This window comes from Pseudomonas solani (assembly GCF_026072635.1).
Taxonomy (GTDB): domain Bacteria; phylum Pseudomonadota; class Gammaproteobacteria; order Pseudomonadales; family Pseudomonadaceae; genus Metapseudomonas; species Metapseudomonas solani.
The window spans coordinates 2,762,106-2,777,727 of record NZ_AP023081.1; the positions used below are offsets into that span (position 1 = coordinate 2,762,106).

Below are 15,622 nucleotides of genomic sequence, written 5' to 3' on the forward strand. Positions count from 1 at the left end.
GTATCTCCGTGCGGGAGGGGCACAGGTGGGCAAGGTGTTGCATCAATGCACCTCCGCCACGGCTTCGCGTTTCGCCGCTGCCGGCTTCTTCGCTTCTGCCGGGGCCTCGACCAGCACCTCGGCTACCAGCTCGGCGATGTCCTTGATCTCCGGGCGCGGCGCGACCACGCCTTCGAGCATCGCGGTGCATTGCGGGCAACCCACGGCCACCACCTCGGCGCCGGTCTCCTTGATGTCGACCATGCGCATGTCGGGGATGCGTTGCTTGCCGGGGATGTCGGTGATCGGTGCGCCACCGCCGCCGCCACAGCAGCGGGAGCGGAAGCCGGAGCGGGCCATTTCCTTCACCTCGATGCCGATGGCCTTGAGCACGGCGCGCGGGGCTTCGTACTCGCCGTTGTAGCGGCCCAGGTAGCAGGGGTCGTGGTAGGTCACGGCACCGGCCTTGCTCTGGCCGAGGTTCAGCGCGCCGCCCTGTACCAGTTCGTCGATGAAGGTGCTGTGGTGCAGCACCTGGTAGTGACCGCCGAGGGCGCCGTATTCGTTCTTCAGCACGTGGAAGCTGTGGGGGTCGCAGCTGACGATGCGCGTGAAGCGGTACTGCGAAAGCGTGGCGATGTTGCGCCGGGCCAGCTGCTGGAAGGTGGCTTCGTCGCCCAGACGCCGGGCCACGTCGCCGCTGTCGCGCTCTTCCAGGCCGAGCACCGCGAAGTCGACCTCGGCGGCCTTGAGGATCTTCACGAAGGCCCGCAGGGTGCGCTGGTTGCGCATATCGAAGGCGCCGTCGCCGACCCAGAACAGCACGTCGGCCTGTTTCTTCTCGCTCATCAGCGGCAGGTTCAGGTCCGCCGCCCAGTTGAGCCGCCCGCCGGGGGCGAAGCCGCCGGGGTTGTCGGTGGCGATGAGGTTTTCCAGCACCTCGGCGCCCTTGTTCGGGGTGGCGCCCTTTTCCAGGGTGAGGTGGCGGCGCATGTCGACGATGGCGTCGACGTGCTCGATCATCATCGGGCACTCCTCGACGCAGGCGCGGCAGGTGGTGCAGGACCAGAGCGTCTCGGCGTCCACCAGGGCCTTGCCCTGCAGGGCGACGATGGGCTGGTGCGGGCCGCCGCTGTGTTCGCCCAGGGGCTTGCCTGGGTAGGGGCTGCCGGCGAAGTTGGCGTCATTGCCGCCGGCCAGGCCGATGACCATGTCCTGGATCAGCTTCTTCGGGTTCAGCGGCTGGCCGGCGGCGAAGGCCGGGCACATGGCCTCGCACTTGCCGCACTGCACGCAGGCGTCGAAGCCGAGCAGCTGGTTCCAGGTGAAGTCGGTGGGCTTTTCCACGCCCAGGGGCGCGCTCGGGTCGGCCAGGTCCAGGGCTTTGAGGCCGGTGGAACGGCCGCCGCCGAAGCGTTCGGCGCGGCGGTGCCAGGCCAGGTGCAGGGCGCCGGCGAAGGCGTGCTTCATCGGCCCGCCCCAGGTCATGCCGAAGAACAGCTCGGACACGCCCCAGGCCACGCCGACGGCGAGGATGGCCGCGAGGAACCAGCCGCCGAAGCCGGCCGGGAGGATGCCGGCCACCGGCAGGGTGGCGATGAAGAAGCTCGCGGCGAACATCAGCAGGCTCTTCGGCAGGCGCATCCAGGGGCCTTTCGACAGCCGCGAGGGCGGGTCGAGGCGGCGCTTGGCGACGAACAGCGCGCCGACGAACATCAGCGCCGTGGCACCCAGCAGGGCGAAGCCGAGGATGCGGCTGTGCAGCCCGAAGCCATGCACGAGGATCGCCAGCAGCGCCGCCAGGACGAAGCCGCCGGCCGTGGCCACGTGGGTCTTGGACATGTACTTGTCGCGCTCGACCACGTGGTGCAGGTCCACCAGGTAGCGGCGCGGCATGGCCAGCAGGCCACCCAGCCAGTCGACCTTCGCCGGCCGGCCCCGGCGCCACATGAGGAAGCGCTTGGCGGCGCCGAGTACGGCCAGTACCAGGGCGACGAAGAGCAGGATGGGGAGAATAGTGTTCAGCATTGCAGCTCACCCGGTTGGGGAGCTGGAAGCCGGAAGCTGGAAGCTGGAAGCGGTGTGTGCCGCTCTTGGCTTCAAGCTTCAGGCCTCCAGCTTCAAGCTTCTTAGAAGTCCTTGCACAACCGCAGGGCGTCGTAGATCGCCGCGTGCACGTTGCGCGGTGCGCCGCAGTCGCCGATGCGGAACAGCAGGTAGCCGTCGCCGGTTTCGGCCAGGCAGGGCTGCGGGCGGATCTCGAACAGTGCGTCGACGTCGATCTGGCCCTTGTTGCGCGAGCCCTGCTTGAGCGCGTAGTACAGGCTCTCGTCGGGGCGCACGCCGTTTTCGATGACGACCTGGTCGACTACGCGTTCCTCGCGGGCGCCGGTGTATTCGTTCTCCAACAGCGCCACCAGCTTGTCGCCCTCGCGGTAGACCTTCTCCAGCACCAGGTCGCCGGTCATGATCACTTCCTTGGGGTACATGCTGCGGTAGTAGGTGGGGAAGGTGGTGCCGCCCATGGCGACGCCGGGCTTGGTGTCGTCGGTGACGATCTCGACCTGGGAGCCCTTCTCGGAAAGATAGTCCGCCGCCGACATGCCGCCGAACTCGCAGATGGTGTCGTAGACCAGCACGTTGCGGCCGGGCGCGACCTTGCCGTCGAGGATGTCCCAGGCGCTGACCACCAGGCCTTCCGCTGCGCCCCAGTGTTCGTTCTGCTCGATGAAGGGATGGCCGCCGTTGGCCAGGACGACGATGTCCGGGCGCAGATCGAGGATGGTATCCACATCGGCACCGGTGCCCAGGCGCAGGTCGACGCCGAGGCGGGCGATCTCCAGCTGGTACCAGCGGGTGATGCCGGCGATCTGGTCGCGCTGCGGTGCCTTGGCGGCGATGCTGATCTGCCCGCCGAGCTGGTCCTTCTTCTCGAACAGGGTCACGTCGTGGCCGCGTTCGGCGGCGACGCGTGCCGCTTCCATGCCGGCCGGGCCGCCCCCGACGATGACCACCTTGCGCTTCTTGCCGGTGGTCTTCTCGATGATGTGCGGCAGGCCCATGTACTCACGGGTGGTGGCGGCGTTCTGGATGCACAGCACGTCCAGGCCCTGGTACTGGCGGTCGATGCAGTAGTTGGCGCCGACGCACTGCTTGATCTGGTCCACCTGGCCCATCTTGATCTTGGCGATCAGGTGCGGGTCGGCGATGTGGGCGCGGGTCATGCCGACCATGTCGACGTAGCCGCCTTCGAGGATGCGCGTGGCCTGGTTCGGGTCCTTGATGTTCTGCGCGTGCAGCACCGGGACGTTGACCACTTCCTTGATGCCGGCCGCCAGGTGCAGGAAGGGCTCCGGCGGGAAGCTCATGTTGGGGATGACGTTGGCCAGGGTGTTGTGGGTGTCGGCGCCGGAGCCGACCACGCCGATGAAGTCGAGCATGCCGGTGTCGCAGTAGTACTTGGCGATCTGCTTCATGTCCTCGTGGGACAGACCGTCCGGGTGGAATTCGTCACCGGAGATGCGCAGGCCCACGCAGAAGTCGGGGCCGACTTCCTCGCGCACCGCCTTGAGCACTTCCAGGCCGAATTTCATGCGGCCTTCGAAGGTGCCACCCCATTCGTCGGTGCGCTTGTTGACGCGCGGGCTCCAGAACTGGTCGATCATGTGCTGGTGCACGGCGGAGAGCTCGACGCCGTCCAGGCCGCCGGCCTTGGCGCGGCGCGCAGCCTGGGCGAAGTCGCCGATGACGCGCCAGATCTCTTCGATCTCGATGGTCTTGCAGGTGGCGCGGTGCACGGGCTCACGAATACCGGAAGGCGACATCAGGGTCGGCCAGTTGAAGCCGTCCCAGCGCGAGCGTCGGCCCATGTGGGTTATCTGGATCATGATCTTGGCGCCGTGCTTGTGCATGGCGTCGGCGAGGTTCTGGAAGTGCGGGATGATGCGGTCGGTGGAGAGGTTCACCGAACTCCACCATTGCTGCGGGCTGTCGCTGGACACCACGGACGAGCCGCCGCAGATGGCCAGGCCGATGCCGCCCTTGGCCTTCTCCTCGTAGTACTTCACGTAGCGCTCGGTGGTCATGCCGCCATCGGTGGCGATGACCTCGGCGTGGGCGGTACTGAGCACGCGGTTGCGGATGGTCAGTTTGCCGATCTGGATCGGCTGGAACATTGCTTCGAACGCCATGATGCCGTGCCTCGCCTCAGAGGGGTTTGACGATGAACAGGCCATCGTCGTGGCCTGCTTCCGAGCCGCTGTAGACCTGCTCGGCGACGGTGCGGATGCTGCTGCCGCGCGCGGCCAGGATCTGGTCCATGGCTCCGGCGAACCAGCCGGTGAACATGTAGTCGACCTTGCGCCCGACCTTGCCGTAGACGTAGACGAAGGCGGAGTGCTCGAGCTTGACGCTGGCGGTGCCCTTGTCGAGGTCGATGTCCTGGATCTTGAACAGGCCCCAGCCGCGCTGGGACAGGCGCTTCATGTAGTGCTCGAACACCGCGACGCCTTCCAGGCCGTGGCATTCGGCTTCTTTCTCGCACCAGTGCCAGGCGGACTTGTAGCCGGCCTTGTAGAGGATCTCGGCATAGGCGTCGGCGCCCAGCACCTCTTCGATGCCGATGTGGTTGTTGACGAAGAAATGCCGCGGCACATAGAGCATGGGCAGCGCGTCGCTGGTCCAGACGCCGGTTTCGCTGTCGACTTCGATGGGCAGTTCGGGGGCGTGTTTGGCCATGTGTTCAAGCTCCGGAATTCGCTTTGTTGATGGGGCGACGCCCCGTCTCATGTTTGAAAAGTGCCGATGAATGCCCGTGGAGCCGTCGCGAGCGCGCCGAGAGCCAGGAGACCCGCAGCGACAGGCGAGAGCAGTACGCATGTACGGCGAGCCTGTCGCGAGGACGCGACGCAGCTATCGGTGGGCGCAGCAGGCTCCGGGGGCATTCATCATTCGCCCCAGACGTCCTTCAGGACATTCACCCAGTTCTCGCCCATGATCTTGCGCACCACGCGTTCGCTGTGGCCGCGTTTGAGCAGGGTTTCGGTGAGGTTGGGGAATTCGCCCACGGTGCGGATGCCCAGCGGGTTGATGATCTTGCCGAAGTTGGTCAGGCGCCGGGCGTAGCCCTTGTCGTGGGTCAGGTACTCGAAGAAGTCCTGGCCATGGCCCTGGGTGAAGTCGGTGCCGATGCCGATGGCGTCCTCGCCGACGATGTTCATCGTGTATTCGATGGCCTCGGCATAGTCGTCGATGGTGGAGTCGATGCCCTTGGCGAGGAAGGGCGCGAACATGGTCACGCCGACGAAGCCGCCGTGGTCGGCGATGAACTTCAGCTCTTCATCGGACTTGTTGCGCGGGTGTTCCTTCAGGCCCGACGGCAGGCAGTGGGAGTAGCAGACGGGCTTCTTCGATTCGAGGATGACTTCCTCGGAGGTCTTGGAGCCGACGTGGGAGAGGTCGCACATGACGCCGACGCGGTTCATCTCGGCGACGATCTCGCGACCGAAGCCGGAGAGCCCGCCATCGCGCTCGTAGCAGCCGGTACCCACCAGGTTCTGGGTGTTGTAGCACATCTGCACGATGCCGACGCCGAGCTGCTTGAACACCTCGACGTAGCCGATCTGGTCTTCGAAGGCGTGGGCGTTCTGGAAGCCGAAGAGGATGCCGGTCTTGCCCTGTTCCTTGGCCTTGCGGATGTCCGCCGTGGTGCGCACGGGCATCACCAGGTCGCTGTTCTCGCGGATCAGCTTCTGGCTGGCGGCGATGTTGTTCACCGTGGCCTGGAAGCCTTCCCAGACGGAGACGGTGCAGTTGGCCGCAGTCAGGCCGCCCTTGCGCATGTCCTCGAAGAGTTCGCGGTTCCATTTGGCGATGATCAGGCCATCGATGACGATGCTGTCGGCGTGCAATTCGGCTGGGCTCATCAGGCTGTCCCCTTTTGATTCTTGGCGCGCCGAATCTTCTGCCGGCGCTTTGAACCGAGCATATCGCCGGGGCTTTCGGCGCTATCGCGCAAAAACGACCGGGGTATTGCCGAAAGCGTCAATGCGGGGTCGTGGATGGGCAAGACGGTTGGCAGCGGGGCTGGCCGATGCGCTTGGATGCGATGGGGAGTGCGGGGTGAACGGCGCCGATCTGCGCTCAGATGCGCTGATCCGTCGTTGATCGTGTCGGGCGTTGCGTGTGCGTGCCGGGTGGCGCTGTTTCGCTGGCCGGGTGTTCGTGGCGGTCCTGGCTGGGGCAGGCGGCGAAGCGGTTGCGGTAGCAGCGGGAGAAATAGGAGGAGGATTCGAAACCGCAGGCGAGGCCGATCTCCAGCACGCCCATGTCGGTCTGGCGCAGCAGCTGGCGGGCCTTCTCCAGGCGCAGGGCCAGGTAGAAGCCGGATGGCGTGTCATCCAGGTGCAGGCGGAACAGGCGCTCCAGCTGGCGCGGGGTGACGCCCACCAGGGCGGCCAGTTCGGCGGAGCCCAGGGGCTGCTCGCTGTGGCGCTCCATCTCGCCGATCACCTGCACCAGCTTGCGGTTGTGCACGCCGTAGCGGCGGGTGATCTGCATGCGCTGGTGATCCTGGCGGGTGCGGATGCGACCGAGGACGAACTGCTCGGAGACCTCCACCGCCAGTTCGTCGCCGTGGTCGCGGCCGATCAGGGTGAGCATCAGGTCGAGGGTGGCGGTGCCGCCGGCGCTGGTGATGCGACGGCCATCGATTTCGAACAGCTCCTGGGTCGGCAACAGGCCGGGGTAGCGTTCCTGGAAGGCGTCGATGGCCTCCCAGTGCAGGGTCAGGCGCTGGCGGGCGAAGAGGCCGGCCTCGGCGAGCACGAAGCTGCCGGTGTCGATGCCGCCGAGGGTGGCGCCGTCGAGGTCGGTGCGCTTGAGCCAGTGGGCCAGGCGCGGGGTGAAGCTGGCCAGGGGTTCGAAGCCGGCCACCACGAACAGGCTGTCGCTGGCGCCGGGACGCTCCAGCCCCGCGTCGACGTTGAGGGACATGCCGTTGCTGCCTTGCACCGCGCCGCCGTCCACACTCAGCAGGCGCCAGCGGTAGAGTTCGCCACGGAAGCGGTTGGCCACGCGCAGGGGCTCGATTGCGGACATCAGGCCCATCATGGAAAAACCGGGCAGCAGGAGGAACCACAGGGTCTGGGGCATCGGGGCGTCCTGTCGGGGCGTTGTCACACTAAAAGGCAGGACGGCGGACAAGGCAATGCAGGAGGTCGTTCCCGTTCAACATTCGGTCGTTTTAGTTCGATTTGGCCGGTTTGGCGCTGCGTAATCTGGCTGCCACGGGTGCAACAGGGCCCGCGAACGGCGGGGCGCCAAGAGCCCCGGCACAACAACAGACGGGCCGCATGGTCCGATAACCGTATGGCTGTAGGGGAGCATTCGATGAAAGGTCTCAACGCACTCGCGGGTTGCTGTCTTCTCACCCTGTTCAGTTCCACCCTGCTGGCGGCGGACGACGCCAGTTGCCAGAAGATCCGCATCGGCGCGGTCGGCTGGACCGACGTGGTCGCCACCACCGCCGTGGCGTCCGAGCTGCTGGCCGGCCTCGGCTACGAAACCACCCAGACCCAGGCGTCGCAGCAGATCATCTTCGCCGGCATCCAGAAGAAGCAGGTGGACGTGTTCCTCGGCTACTGGAAGCCGATCATGGACGACAACATCCAGCCCTTCCTCGACAGCGCGTCGGTGAAGGTGGCGCCCAAGCCGTCCCTGGAGGATGCCGTGGCCGTGCTCGCGGTGCCCACCTACACGGCGGAGGAGGGGCTGAAGACCTTCGCCGACATCGCCCGCTACAAGGACCAGCTGGACGGCAAGATCTACGGCATCGAATCCGGTTCCGGGGCCAACATGGCGATCAAGAAGATGATCGACGAGAACCAGTTCGGCCTCGGCGGCTTCAAGCTGGTGGAGTCCAGCGAAGCGGCCATGCTCACCGCCGTGTCGCGGGCGGTGAAGAACCACAAGCCGGTGGTGTTCTTCGGCTGGAAGCCGCACCCGATGAACATCCAGATGCCGATCACCTACCTCACCGGCAGCCATGACGTGTTCGGCCCCAACGACGGCGCCGCCACCGTCTCCACCGTCACCGCGCCGGACTTCGCCCAGCGCTGCCCCAACGCCGACCGCCTGCTCACCAACCTGCGCTTCACCAGCGAGCAGGAGAGCCGCCTGATGCAGCCGATCATGGAGCGCGAGGCGCCGGCCAAGGTCGCCCGCGAATGGATCAAGGCCAACCCCGACGTGGTCAAGGCCTGGCTCGCCGGGGTGACCACCTTCGACGGCAAGAACGGCGCCGAGACGGCCATCGCCTCGCTCAAGTAGCTCCTGCAGCTTCGCTGCCGTTACCAACGCTTCGCTTCCTCCCGTGCGCGGGTCGCCGCGCACGGCACCCGATCGCCTCCAAGAAAGGATGTTGCAACCGTGAACCATGAAGTCATCGTCACCTGTGCGGTAACCGGCGCCGGCGATACCGTCGGCAAGCACCCGGCCATCCCGGTCACGCCGAAGGAGATCGCCGCCGCCGCCATCGAAGCGGCCAAGGCCGGCGCCACGGTCGCCCACTGCCACGTGCGCGACCCGCGCACCGGCAAGCCCAGCCGCGACGTGGCGCTCTACCGCGAGCTGGTGGAGCGCATCCGCGAGAGCGACACCGACGTGATCATCAACCTCACCGCCGGCATGGGCGGCGACCTGGAGATCGGCAAGGGCGAGCAGCCCCTGGAGTTCGGCGCCGGCACCGACCTGGTGGGCCCGCTGGAGCGGCTCAAGCATGTGGAAGAGCTGCTGCCGGAGATCTGCACCCTGGACTGCGGCACGCTCAACTTCGGCGATGGCGATTTCATCTACGTCTCCACCCCCGCGCAACTGCGCGCCGGCGCCAAGCGCATCACCGAGCTGGGGGTGAAGGCCGAGCTGGAAATCTTCGACACCGGGCACCTGTGGTTCGCCAAGCAGATGCTCAAGGAGGGGCTGCTGGACGACCCGCTGTTCCAGATCTGCCTGGGCATCCCCTGGGGCGCCCCGGCGGACACCACCACCATGAAGGCCATGGCCGACAACCTGCCGGCGGGCGCCACCTGGGCCGGCTTCGGCATCGGCCGTTCGCAGATGCCCATGGTCGCCCAGGCCATGCTGCTGGGCGGCAACGTGCGCGTCGGCCTGGAGGACAACATCTGGCTCGACCGTGGCGTGCACGCCAGCAACGGCCAACTGGTGGAGCGGGCGGTGGAGATCATCGAGCGCCTCGGTGGCCGCGCCCTGAGCCCGGCCGAGGGCCGCGAGAAGATGAACCTCAAGCGCCGCGGCTGACGTTTCTCCCCTAGCCCGGGCATCAGCTCGTGTCCCCCCTATCGAACACAGGACCAGGAGCCACCATGGCCTTCATCACCCACATCAAGACCTTCGCCGCCCTCGGCAGCGGCGTCATCGGCAGCGGCTGGGTCGCCCGCGCCCTGGCCCACGGCCTCGACGTCGTCGCCTGGGACCCGGCGCCCGGTGCCGAAGCCGCCCTGCGCACCCGCATCGCCAACGCCTGGCCGGCGCTGCAGAAGCAGGGCCTGGCGCCGGGCGCCTCCCAGGAGCGCCTGCGCTTCGTCGAGACGGTCGAGGAGTGCGTGCGCGACGCCGACTTCATCCAGGAAAGCGCGCCCGAGCGGCTCGACCTGAAGCTCGACCTGCACGCCCGCATCAGCGCGGCGGCGCGCCCGGAGGCGATCATCGGCTCCAGCACCTCGGGCCTGCTGCCCAGCGAGTTCTACACCGACGCCTTGCACCCGGAACGTTGCGTGGTGGGCCACCCGTTCAACCCGGTCTACCTGCTGCCGCTGGTGGAAGTGGTGGGCGGCGAGAAGACCGCGCCGGAGGCCGTGCAGGCGGCGATAAAGATCTACACCGCGCTGGGCATGCGCCCCCTGCACGTGCGCAAGGAAGTGCCCGGCTTCATCGCCGACCGCCTGCTGGAAGCGCTGTGGCGCGAGGCGTTGCACCTGGTCAACGACGGCGTTGCCAGCACTGGCGAGATCGACGATGCAATTCGCTTTGGCGCGGGGCTGCGCTGGTCCTTCATGGGCACCTTCCTCACTTACACCCTGGCGGGTGGCAATGCCGGCATGCGCCACTTCATGGCGCAGTTCGGCCCGGCGCTGCAGCTGCCCTGGACCTACCTGCCGGCCCCGGAGCTGACCGAGGCGCTGATCGACAGCGTGGTGGAAGGCACCAGCGAGCAGCAGGGCTCGCGCAGCATCGCCGAGCTGGAGCGCTATCGTGATGACTGCCTGCTGGCGGTGCTCGACGCGGTGAAGGCGACCAAGGAGAAGCACGGCTTCGCCTTCGCCGACTGACGCCCCACGGACCTCCCGCTACTTCGAACCGGCCCTCTCCCTGGGAGAGGGCCATCGCCAGGAATCGCCATGAGCCAAGCCCTCACCACCTACCGCACCTCCATTCCCGCCGAATGGGTGGACTACAACGGCCACCTGCGCGACGCGTTCTACCTGCTGATCTTCAGCTACGCCACCGATGCGCTGATGGACCATATCGGCCTGGACGAGGCGGGGCGGGCGAGCAGCGGTCACACCCTCTACACGCTGGAGTGCCACCTCAACTTTCTCGCCGAGGTGAAGCTCGGTGCCGGGGTGGAGGTGCGCACCCAGGTTCTCGCCCACGACGCCAAGCGCCTGCACATCCACCACGGGCTGTACCCCGAGGGTGGCGATGCATTGCTGGCGGCCAGTGAGCAGATGTTGATGAACGTGGAGAGTGCGAGTGCGCGCTCGACGCCGTTCGCCAGCACGGTCGCCGAGAGGGTCGGCGGGCTGGCGGCGGCGCATCGGCAGCTGCCGCCACCCGTGCATGTGGCACGGGTGATCGGCCTGCCGTCCGCGCGAGCGGCGGGGTGAGCGGTCAGGGCGTGGGCAGGGCGTAGCGGCGGGCGAAGTCGATCAGGTCGACCAGGTTACGGGTCTTGAGTTTGTCCATCAGGCGCGACTTGTAGGTGCTCACCGTCTTGTGGCTGATGAACAGCTGCTCGGCGATTTCCTTGTTGTTCTTGCCATTGGCCAGGTTCTGCAGCACCGCCAGTTCACGGTCGGAGAGGCTGTCCAGCAACTGGGTGTCTTCGCCGGCCTGGGACGGCACCGGCAGGTGCACGGTGCTGGGGAACAGGCTGTAGCCGGAGAGCACCGACTTGGTCGCGGCGATCAGGCTGACCGCCTGCTCCTGCTTGGACAGATAGCCCGTGGCGCCGGCCTGCAGGCAGCGGTTGGCGTAGAGCGCGGCGGGCAGCGAAGTCAGTACCAGCAGCTTGAGGTTGACGTCCATGGCGGCGAGGCGGGTCAGCACTTCCATGCCGTCGAGCTTGGGGATGGCGATGTCGAGGATGACCAGGTCCGGCTTGAGCGAGCGGGCCAGGCTCAGCCCTTCCACACCGTTCTCGGTCTCGCCGACCATGTCGTAGCCCTCGCGCTCCAGCAGCACGCGGGTGGCGAAGCGGATCATCGGTTGGTTGTCGATAAGCAGAATCTTACTCATCTATTCAGTACTCCTTAGCGAGTTTCCCAATGGTCTACGGCGCGCACGCAAAGCCGTTCGATTAAAGGGCAAGTTTTCGTGGTGAGTGTTTGCGCAATTGCCGGTGGGCGCAGCGCAAACAAGTTACCCAAGGCGGATCAATAACCGCTGTAGGTCGATCCGACGCTATGGGATATTTCTTCGGAAGTTATGTTGAAGTCTTTCAGACAATTCCTAATATTCCTGACGTGATCCCAGTGGGTCACGCCAGCGGCCACGGGTCTTTTGGCCGTGGCGCCTGGGGAGTTGGCTGAATACGTGAGGCGGGAAGTATATTCGCGGTGAAGGCCGGGTCCGGGTGTTTGGGAAGTTTCCTACAGCCTATGTAGGCAGTTTTAAATGCACTCAGACGATTAACGACCTGCCGCTCTTCAACTAATGTTCCTTTCATCCAACGCCTAGAAACAGGTCGGCCCGGTGTTCCGTCATATTTCACTCCGCGTACTTGTGCAGTACTTCTGCCTGAGCCTCTGGCTGTTGCCGCTCGCCCTGTCGGCACGGGCCGCTTCCCAGGAAACCATCCCCCTGCGCCTGGCCAGCCAGCTGCGGGTGGACCAGCAGGAACTCACCCTTGGCGAAAGCGATTGGCACTGGCTGCGGCAGAAGCGCGAGCTGGTGCTGGGGGTGGCGGGCGACATTGAGGCGCCCTTGGCGATGCTGCAGCGCGATGGCCGTTTCGAGGGCATGACGGCGGATGTGGTGGCGCTGGTCGGCCAGATGCTCGGCATGCGCGTCGTCCTGCGCAGGCTGCCCGACCAGGCCGCCGTGGCCCGGGCGCTGGAGGAGGGCGAGATCGATATGGCCAGCGCATCCAGTCACGGCCTGCATGGGGCTGCCGTGGCACGCAGCCAGCCGTTCGCCATCGAGCACGCCGCGCTGTTCCGCCGCCAGGAGGATGGCCGCGAATTCCCGGCCGACATGGCCGGGCTGACCATCGCCACCACCACCGAATACCTCACCGATCCCGCGTTGCGCCAGGGCTTCCCCGGCGCGCACCTGGTGGCGGCGGGCTCGGTGGATGAGGCACTGGCCGCGGTGGCCTTCGGCAAGGCCGATCTGTACCTGGGCGACGTGCTGACCGCTTACTACCGGATCAACCGGGGTTTCTATGGTCTGGTGCGCTTCGAGCGCTTCGCCGAGCTCCAGGCCGATGGCGTGGCCTTCATCGTTCGCCCTGGGGACCCGCAATTGCTTCGCGGCTTGGATGCGGCCCTGCGCGCTCTGGGCCGCTCGCGCCTGGAGGGCATCGCCAAGCGCTGGGTGGGCAGCGGCGTGATGCCGGCACTGGAGCCGTTGCCGCTGACGGCGGAGGAGCGGCGCTGGGTGGAGCGCCATCCGCGCGTGCGCCTGGTGATCGACGACGACATGGCGCCGATGGCGTTCTTCGATGCCCAGGGCCAGTTCCGCGGCATCGCCGCCGACCTGCTGGAGATGGTGTCCCTGCGCACCGGCCTGCAGTTCGAGGCGGTCAGCCGCCGGGGCAGCCTTGCCGACCAGATGGAGAGCTTGCGCCAGGGGCGTTTCGATCTGGCCATCCTCACCCAGGGACGTGAACGTGAAAGCACGCTGCGCTTCACCCGGCCGGTGGTCACCAATCCCTTCGTGCTGGTGGCGAGAAGGGCGCAAGACGGCCTTGCCGAGCCGCTCGACGGCCTCGATGGCAAGCGTCTGGCCATCGCCGCTGGGCATGTGGCGACCGAGGAGGCCCGGGGCATCTACCCAGGCGCGGAGCTGCTGGCGGCGGCCTCGTCGCTGGATGCCATGAACCTGGTCTACAGCGGCGACGCCGATGCGGCGCTGGTGTCGTTGCCCACTGCCCGCTATTACGTGGTGCGGCTGTTCCGCAATCGGCTGGCGGTGTCGTCCCTGGTGCCCATCGACCCGGCCACCGCGAACTTTGCGATGCGCCGCGGCGATGTCGAGTTGCAGTCGATCCTCGACAAGGCGCTCGGCAGCCTGGCGCCGGATGAGCTGAATGCCGCCGCCAATCGTTGGCGCGGCAGCCCGGCCATGAGCGCGCAGACCTGGCGCGACTACAACCAGCTGATCCTGCAGATCGTCATCGGTGCCCTGGTGCTGTTGGGGCTGGTGCTCGCCTGGGGGCTGCGCCTGCGTCGTGAGGTGCGCAAGCGGCGGGCAGCGGAGCGGCAGCTCAACGACGAGTTGCGCTTCATCGAAACCCTGATCGACAGCATGCCGCCCCCTGTCTATGTGCGTGACACGGCTGGCCGGATGCTGTCCTGCAACCGCAGCTACCTGCAGACCCTTGGCCTGGAGCGGGAGCAGGTGCTGGGCTGCACGGTGGCGGAGCTGCCACTGACCTTCGAAGCCGCGCCGCTCTTCCACGAGAGCTACCTCCAGGCTATGGAGGGCGGGGGTCTGATCCAGGGCACGCACGAACTGGAACTGGGCGGTCGGCGGCTGTGGATCGAGCATTGGATCCAGCCCTTCCAGGACTCCACCGGCGCGATAAAGGGTGTGATTGGCGGCTGGCTGGACATTACCGAGCACCATCACCTGGTCCGCGAGCTGGAGGCTGCGAAGCGCCAGGCCGACGACGCCAGCCGCGCCAAGACGGCATTCCTCGCCACCATGAGCCACGAGATCCGCACGCCGATGAACGCGGTGATCGGCATCCTCGAGCTGGCCCTGAAACGCGCCGAGAGCGGGCCCATCGACCCGGCCGGCATCCAGGTCGCCTACGGCTCCGCCAGGAGCCTGCTGACGCTGATCGGCGACATCCTCGATATCGCGCGCATCGAGTCGGGGCGGCTCAGCCTTGCGCCCGGGCGCGCCAACCTGCGCGAACTGGTCGAGTCGGTGGCCCGGGTGTTCGATGGCCTGGCGCGTCAGAAGCGCCTGGAGCTGGCGCTGGAGATCGACGGCAGCATCCAGGGTGATGTGCTGGTGGATGGGCAGCGTTTCAAGCAGATCCTGTCCAACCTCGTGAGCAACGCCATCAAGTTCACCACTCATGGGCGGGTCAGCGTGCGCGTTGACGGAGATACCTCGGAGGCGGGGATGCTCAGGGTCAGCCTGAGCATCGAGGACAGCGGCATCGGCATCTCGCCAGCGGACCAGGCGCGCCTGTTCCGGCCCTTCTCCCGCATCGAGCGGGCAGGCCAGCCGGTGGACGGTACCGGGCTGGGCCTGGTCATCTGCCGCTCGCTCTGCGAAATGATGGGCGGGCGTCTGAACCTCGACAGCGTCCCGGGGCGCGGTACTCGGGTGGATGTGAGCTTGCGCCTGCACCGCCTGGACCCCGTACCGCCCATGGAGGCGGCGCCGGTCGCTGCAGTGGTGGCCTCACGGCGGTTGCGCGTACTGGTGGTGGACGATCACCCGGTGAACCGGCAGATCCTGCAGCAGCAATTGGTCTTCCTCGGCCATGAGGTGGAGGAAGCGGGCGATGGCGAAGAAGCCTTGCAGCGCTGGCGCGAAGGGCACTTCGATACCGTGGCCACCGACTGCCACATGCCGCGCATGAGCGGTGCCGAGCTGGCGGCTGCCATACGCCTGGAGGAACGCGAGCGGGGCCTGGCGGCGGTGTGCATCATCGGGCTGACCGCCGACGCCCAGCCCGAGGAGATCGAGCGGGGCCTGGCCGCCGGCATGGATGAATGCCTGATCAAACCCATCGGCCTGGATGCCCTGCAGCGGGCGCTTGGGGTCCATGCCCGGGAGCGCCAGCAGGGCGCGGAACCATTGGATGAGGGGGCGTTGTTCGACTTGGCCCCCCTGCAGCCACTCACCGGGGGCGATGAAGCGCTGGTGAGAAACCTGCTGGGTGAGTTGCTGGCGACCAACCGCAAGGATCTCGTGGCCCTGGCCCCGTTGCTGGAGGCGGGCGATGCCGAGGGGCTTGCCGAGCTGGCTCACCGGCTGATCGGCGCGGCGCGGGTCGTCAAGGCGGCGGGGGTGATAGCGGCCTGCCGGCAATTGATGGCGGCCACTGCCGATGCGCCGCCCGATGGGGCTCGGCTGCGGCAGGCGGGCGATGCGCTTGCGCGGGCGCTGACAGAGCTGGAGAGCGGGCTGCGCGAGCACCTGCAGGAGGCTTGAGCTGCGC

The 15,622-nt window shown here is 67.0% G+C and carries 11 protein-coding genes; 5 read left to right on the plus strand and 6 right to left on the minus strand.

Annotation, left to right across the window (positions count from 1 at the left end):
- Positions 1 to 42: 42 nt before the first annotated feature.
- From dgcB to PSm6_RS12505, 5 genes are all read right to left on the minus strand, one after another.
- Positions 43 to 2,007: a dimethylglycine demethylation protein DgcB gene (dgcB, locus tag PSm6_RS12485; RefSeq protein WP_265170312.1), complete on the minus strand. Its 1,965-nt coding sequence runs from the start codon at positions 2,005 to 2,007 to the stop codon at positions 43 to 45.
- 101 nt (positions 2,008 to 2,108) lie between these two features.
- Entirely contained in the window at positions 2,109 to 4,169 is a 2,061-nt protein-coding gene (gene dgcA, locus PSm6_RS12490) for a dimethylglycine demethylation protein DgcA (RefSeq protein ID WP_031287283.1), read from the minus strand.
- Between the two features lie 16 nt (positions 4,170 to 4,185).
- On the minus strand, positions 4,186 to 4,716 hold the full coding sequence (locus PSm6_RS12495) for a DUF5943 domain-containing protein (protein ID WP_021218164.1): 531 nt from the start codon (positions 4,714 to 4,716) through the stop codon (positions 4,186 to 4,188).
- A 209-nt stretch (positions 4,717 to 4,925) separates the two neighbouring features.
- Positions 4,926 to 5,903, minus strand: coding sequence for a dipeptidase (locus PSm6_RS12500; protein ID WP_043240736.1), 978 nt, complete (start codon positions 5,901 to 5,903; stop codon positions 4,926 to 4,928).
- A gap of 217 nt (positions 5,904 to 6,120) precedes the next feature.
- Positions 6,121 to 7,131 carry a GlxA family transcriptional regulator gene (locus tag PSm6_RS12505; protein ID WP_265170313.1) on the minus strand — a complete coding sequence of 337 codons (1,011 nt, stop codon included), beginning with the start codon at positions 7,129 to 7,131 and terminating at the stop codon, positions 6,121 to 6,123.
- A 237-nt stretch (positions 7,132 to 7,368) separates the two neighbouring features.
- On the opposite strand from PSm6_RS12505, the gene choX reads away from it, so the two are divergent.
- The 4 genes from choX to PSm6_RS12525 all read left to right on the plus strand — a co-directional run bounded on the left by choX (position 7,369) and on the right by PSm6_RS12525 (position 10,883).
- Positions 7,369 to 8,307, plus strand: coding sequence for a choline ABC transporter substrate-binding protein (gene choX, locus PSm6_RS12510; protein WP_021218161.1), 939 nt, complete (start codon positions 7,369 to 7,371; stop codon positions 8,305 to 8,307).
- A gap of 99 nt (positions 8,308 to 8,406) precedes the next feature.
- The gene (cdhC, locus tag PSm6_RS12515) at positions 8,407 to 9,294 is read left to right on the plus strand and encodes a 3-dehydrocarnitine:acetyl-CoA trimethylamine transferase CdhC (protein ID WP_021218160.1); all 888 of its coding nucleotides are present in this window, start codon (positions 8,407 to 8,409) and stop codon (positions 9,292 to 9,294) included.
- Positions 9,295 to 9,359: 65 nt separating this feature from the next.
- Positions 9,360 to 10,325, plus strand: coding sequence for an L-carnitine dehydrogenase (locus tag PSm6_RS12520; RefSeq protein ID WP_265170314.1), 966 nt, complete (start codon positions 9,360 to 9,362; stop codon positions 10,323 to 10,325).
- Positions 10,326 to 10,394: 69 nt separating this feature from the next.
- Positions 10,395 to 10,883 (plus strand): thioesterase family protein, encoded by a 489-nt coding sequence (locus PSm6_RS12525; RefSeq protein WP_265170315.1) that lies wholly within the window; start codon positions 10,395 to 10,397, stop codon positions 10,881 to 10,883.
- A gap of 4 nt (positions 10,884 to 10,887) precedes the next feature.
- On the opposite strand, the gene PSm6_RS12530 is transcribed toward PSm6_RS12525, so the two are convergent.
- Positions 10,888 to 11,514 (minus strand): response regulator transcription factor, encoded by a 627-nt coding sequence (locus PSm6_RS12530; protein ID WP_021218157.1) that lies wholly within the window; start codon positions 11,512 to 11,514, stop codon positions 10,888 to 10,890.
- Positions 11,515 to 11,970: 456 nt separating this feature from the next.
- Here PSm6_RS12530 and PSm6_RS12535 point away from each other — a divergent pair, with 456 nt between their 5' ends.
- Complete coding sequence (locus tag PSm6_RS12535) at positions 11,971 to 15,615, plus strand: transporter substrate-binding domain-containing protein (protein ID WP_265170316.1); 3,645 nt, start codon at positions 11,971 to 11,973, stop codon at positions 15,613 to 15,615.
- Positions 15,616 to 15,622 lie beyond the last annotated feature (7 nt).

Excerpts from the sequence above, each read along its gene's own strand:
- PSm6_RS12500 (WP_043240736.1), bottom strand. The coding sequence starts at position 5,903 with ATGAGCCCAGCCGAATTGCACGCCGACAGCATCGTCATCGATGGCCTG.
- dgcB (WP_265170312.1), bottom strand. The coding sequence starts at position 2,007 with ATGCTGAACACTATTCTCCCCATCCTGCTCTTCGTCGCCCTGGTACTG.
- dgcA (WP_031287283.1), bottom strand. The coding sequence starts at position 4,169 with ATGGCGTTCGAAGCAATGTTCCAGCCGATCCAGATCGGCAAACTGACC.
- PSm6_RS12495 (WP_021218164.1), bottom strand. The coding sequence starts at position 4,716 with ATGGCCAAACACGCCCCCGAACTGCCCATCGAAGTCGACAGCGAAACC.
- PSm6_RS12525 (WP_265170315.1), top strand. The coding sequence starts at position 10,395 with ATGAGCCAAGCCCTCACCACCTACCGCACCTCCATTCCCGCCGAATGG.
- PSm6_RS12530 (WP_021218157.1), bottom strand. The coding sequence starts at position 11,514 with ATGAGTAAGATTCTGCTTATCGACAACCAACCGATGATCCGCTTCGCC.
- PSm6_RS12520 (WP_265170314.1), top strand. The coding sequence starts at position 9,360 with ATGGCCTTCATCACCCACATCAAGACCTTCGCCGCCCTCGGCAGCGGC.
- PSm6_RS12505 (WP_265170313.1), bottom strand. The coding sequence starts at position 7,131 with ATGCCCCAGACCCTGTGGTTCCTCCTGCTGCCCGGTTTTTCCATGATG.
- choX (WP_021218161.1), top strand. The coding sequence starts at position 7,369 with ATGAAAGGTCTCAACGCACTCGCGGGTTGCTGTCTTCTCACCCTGTTC.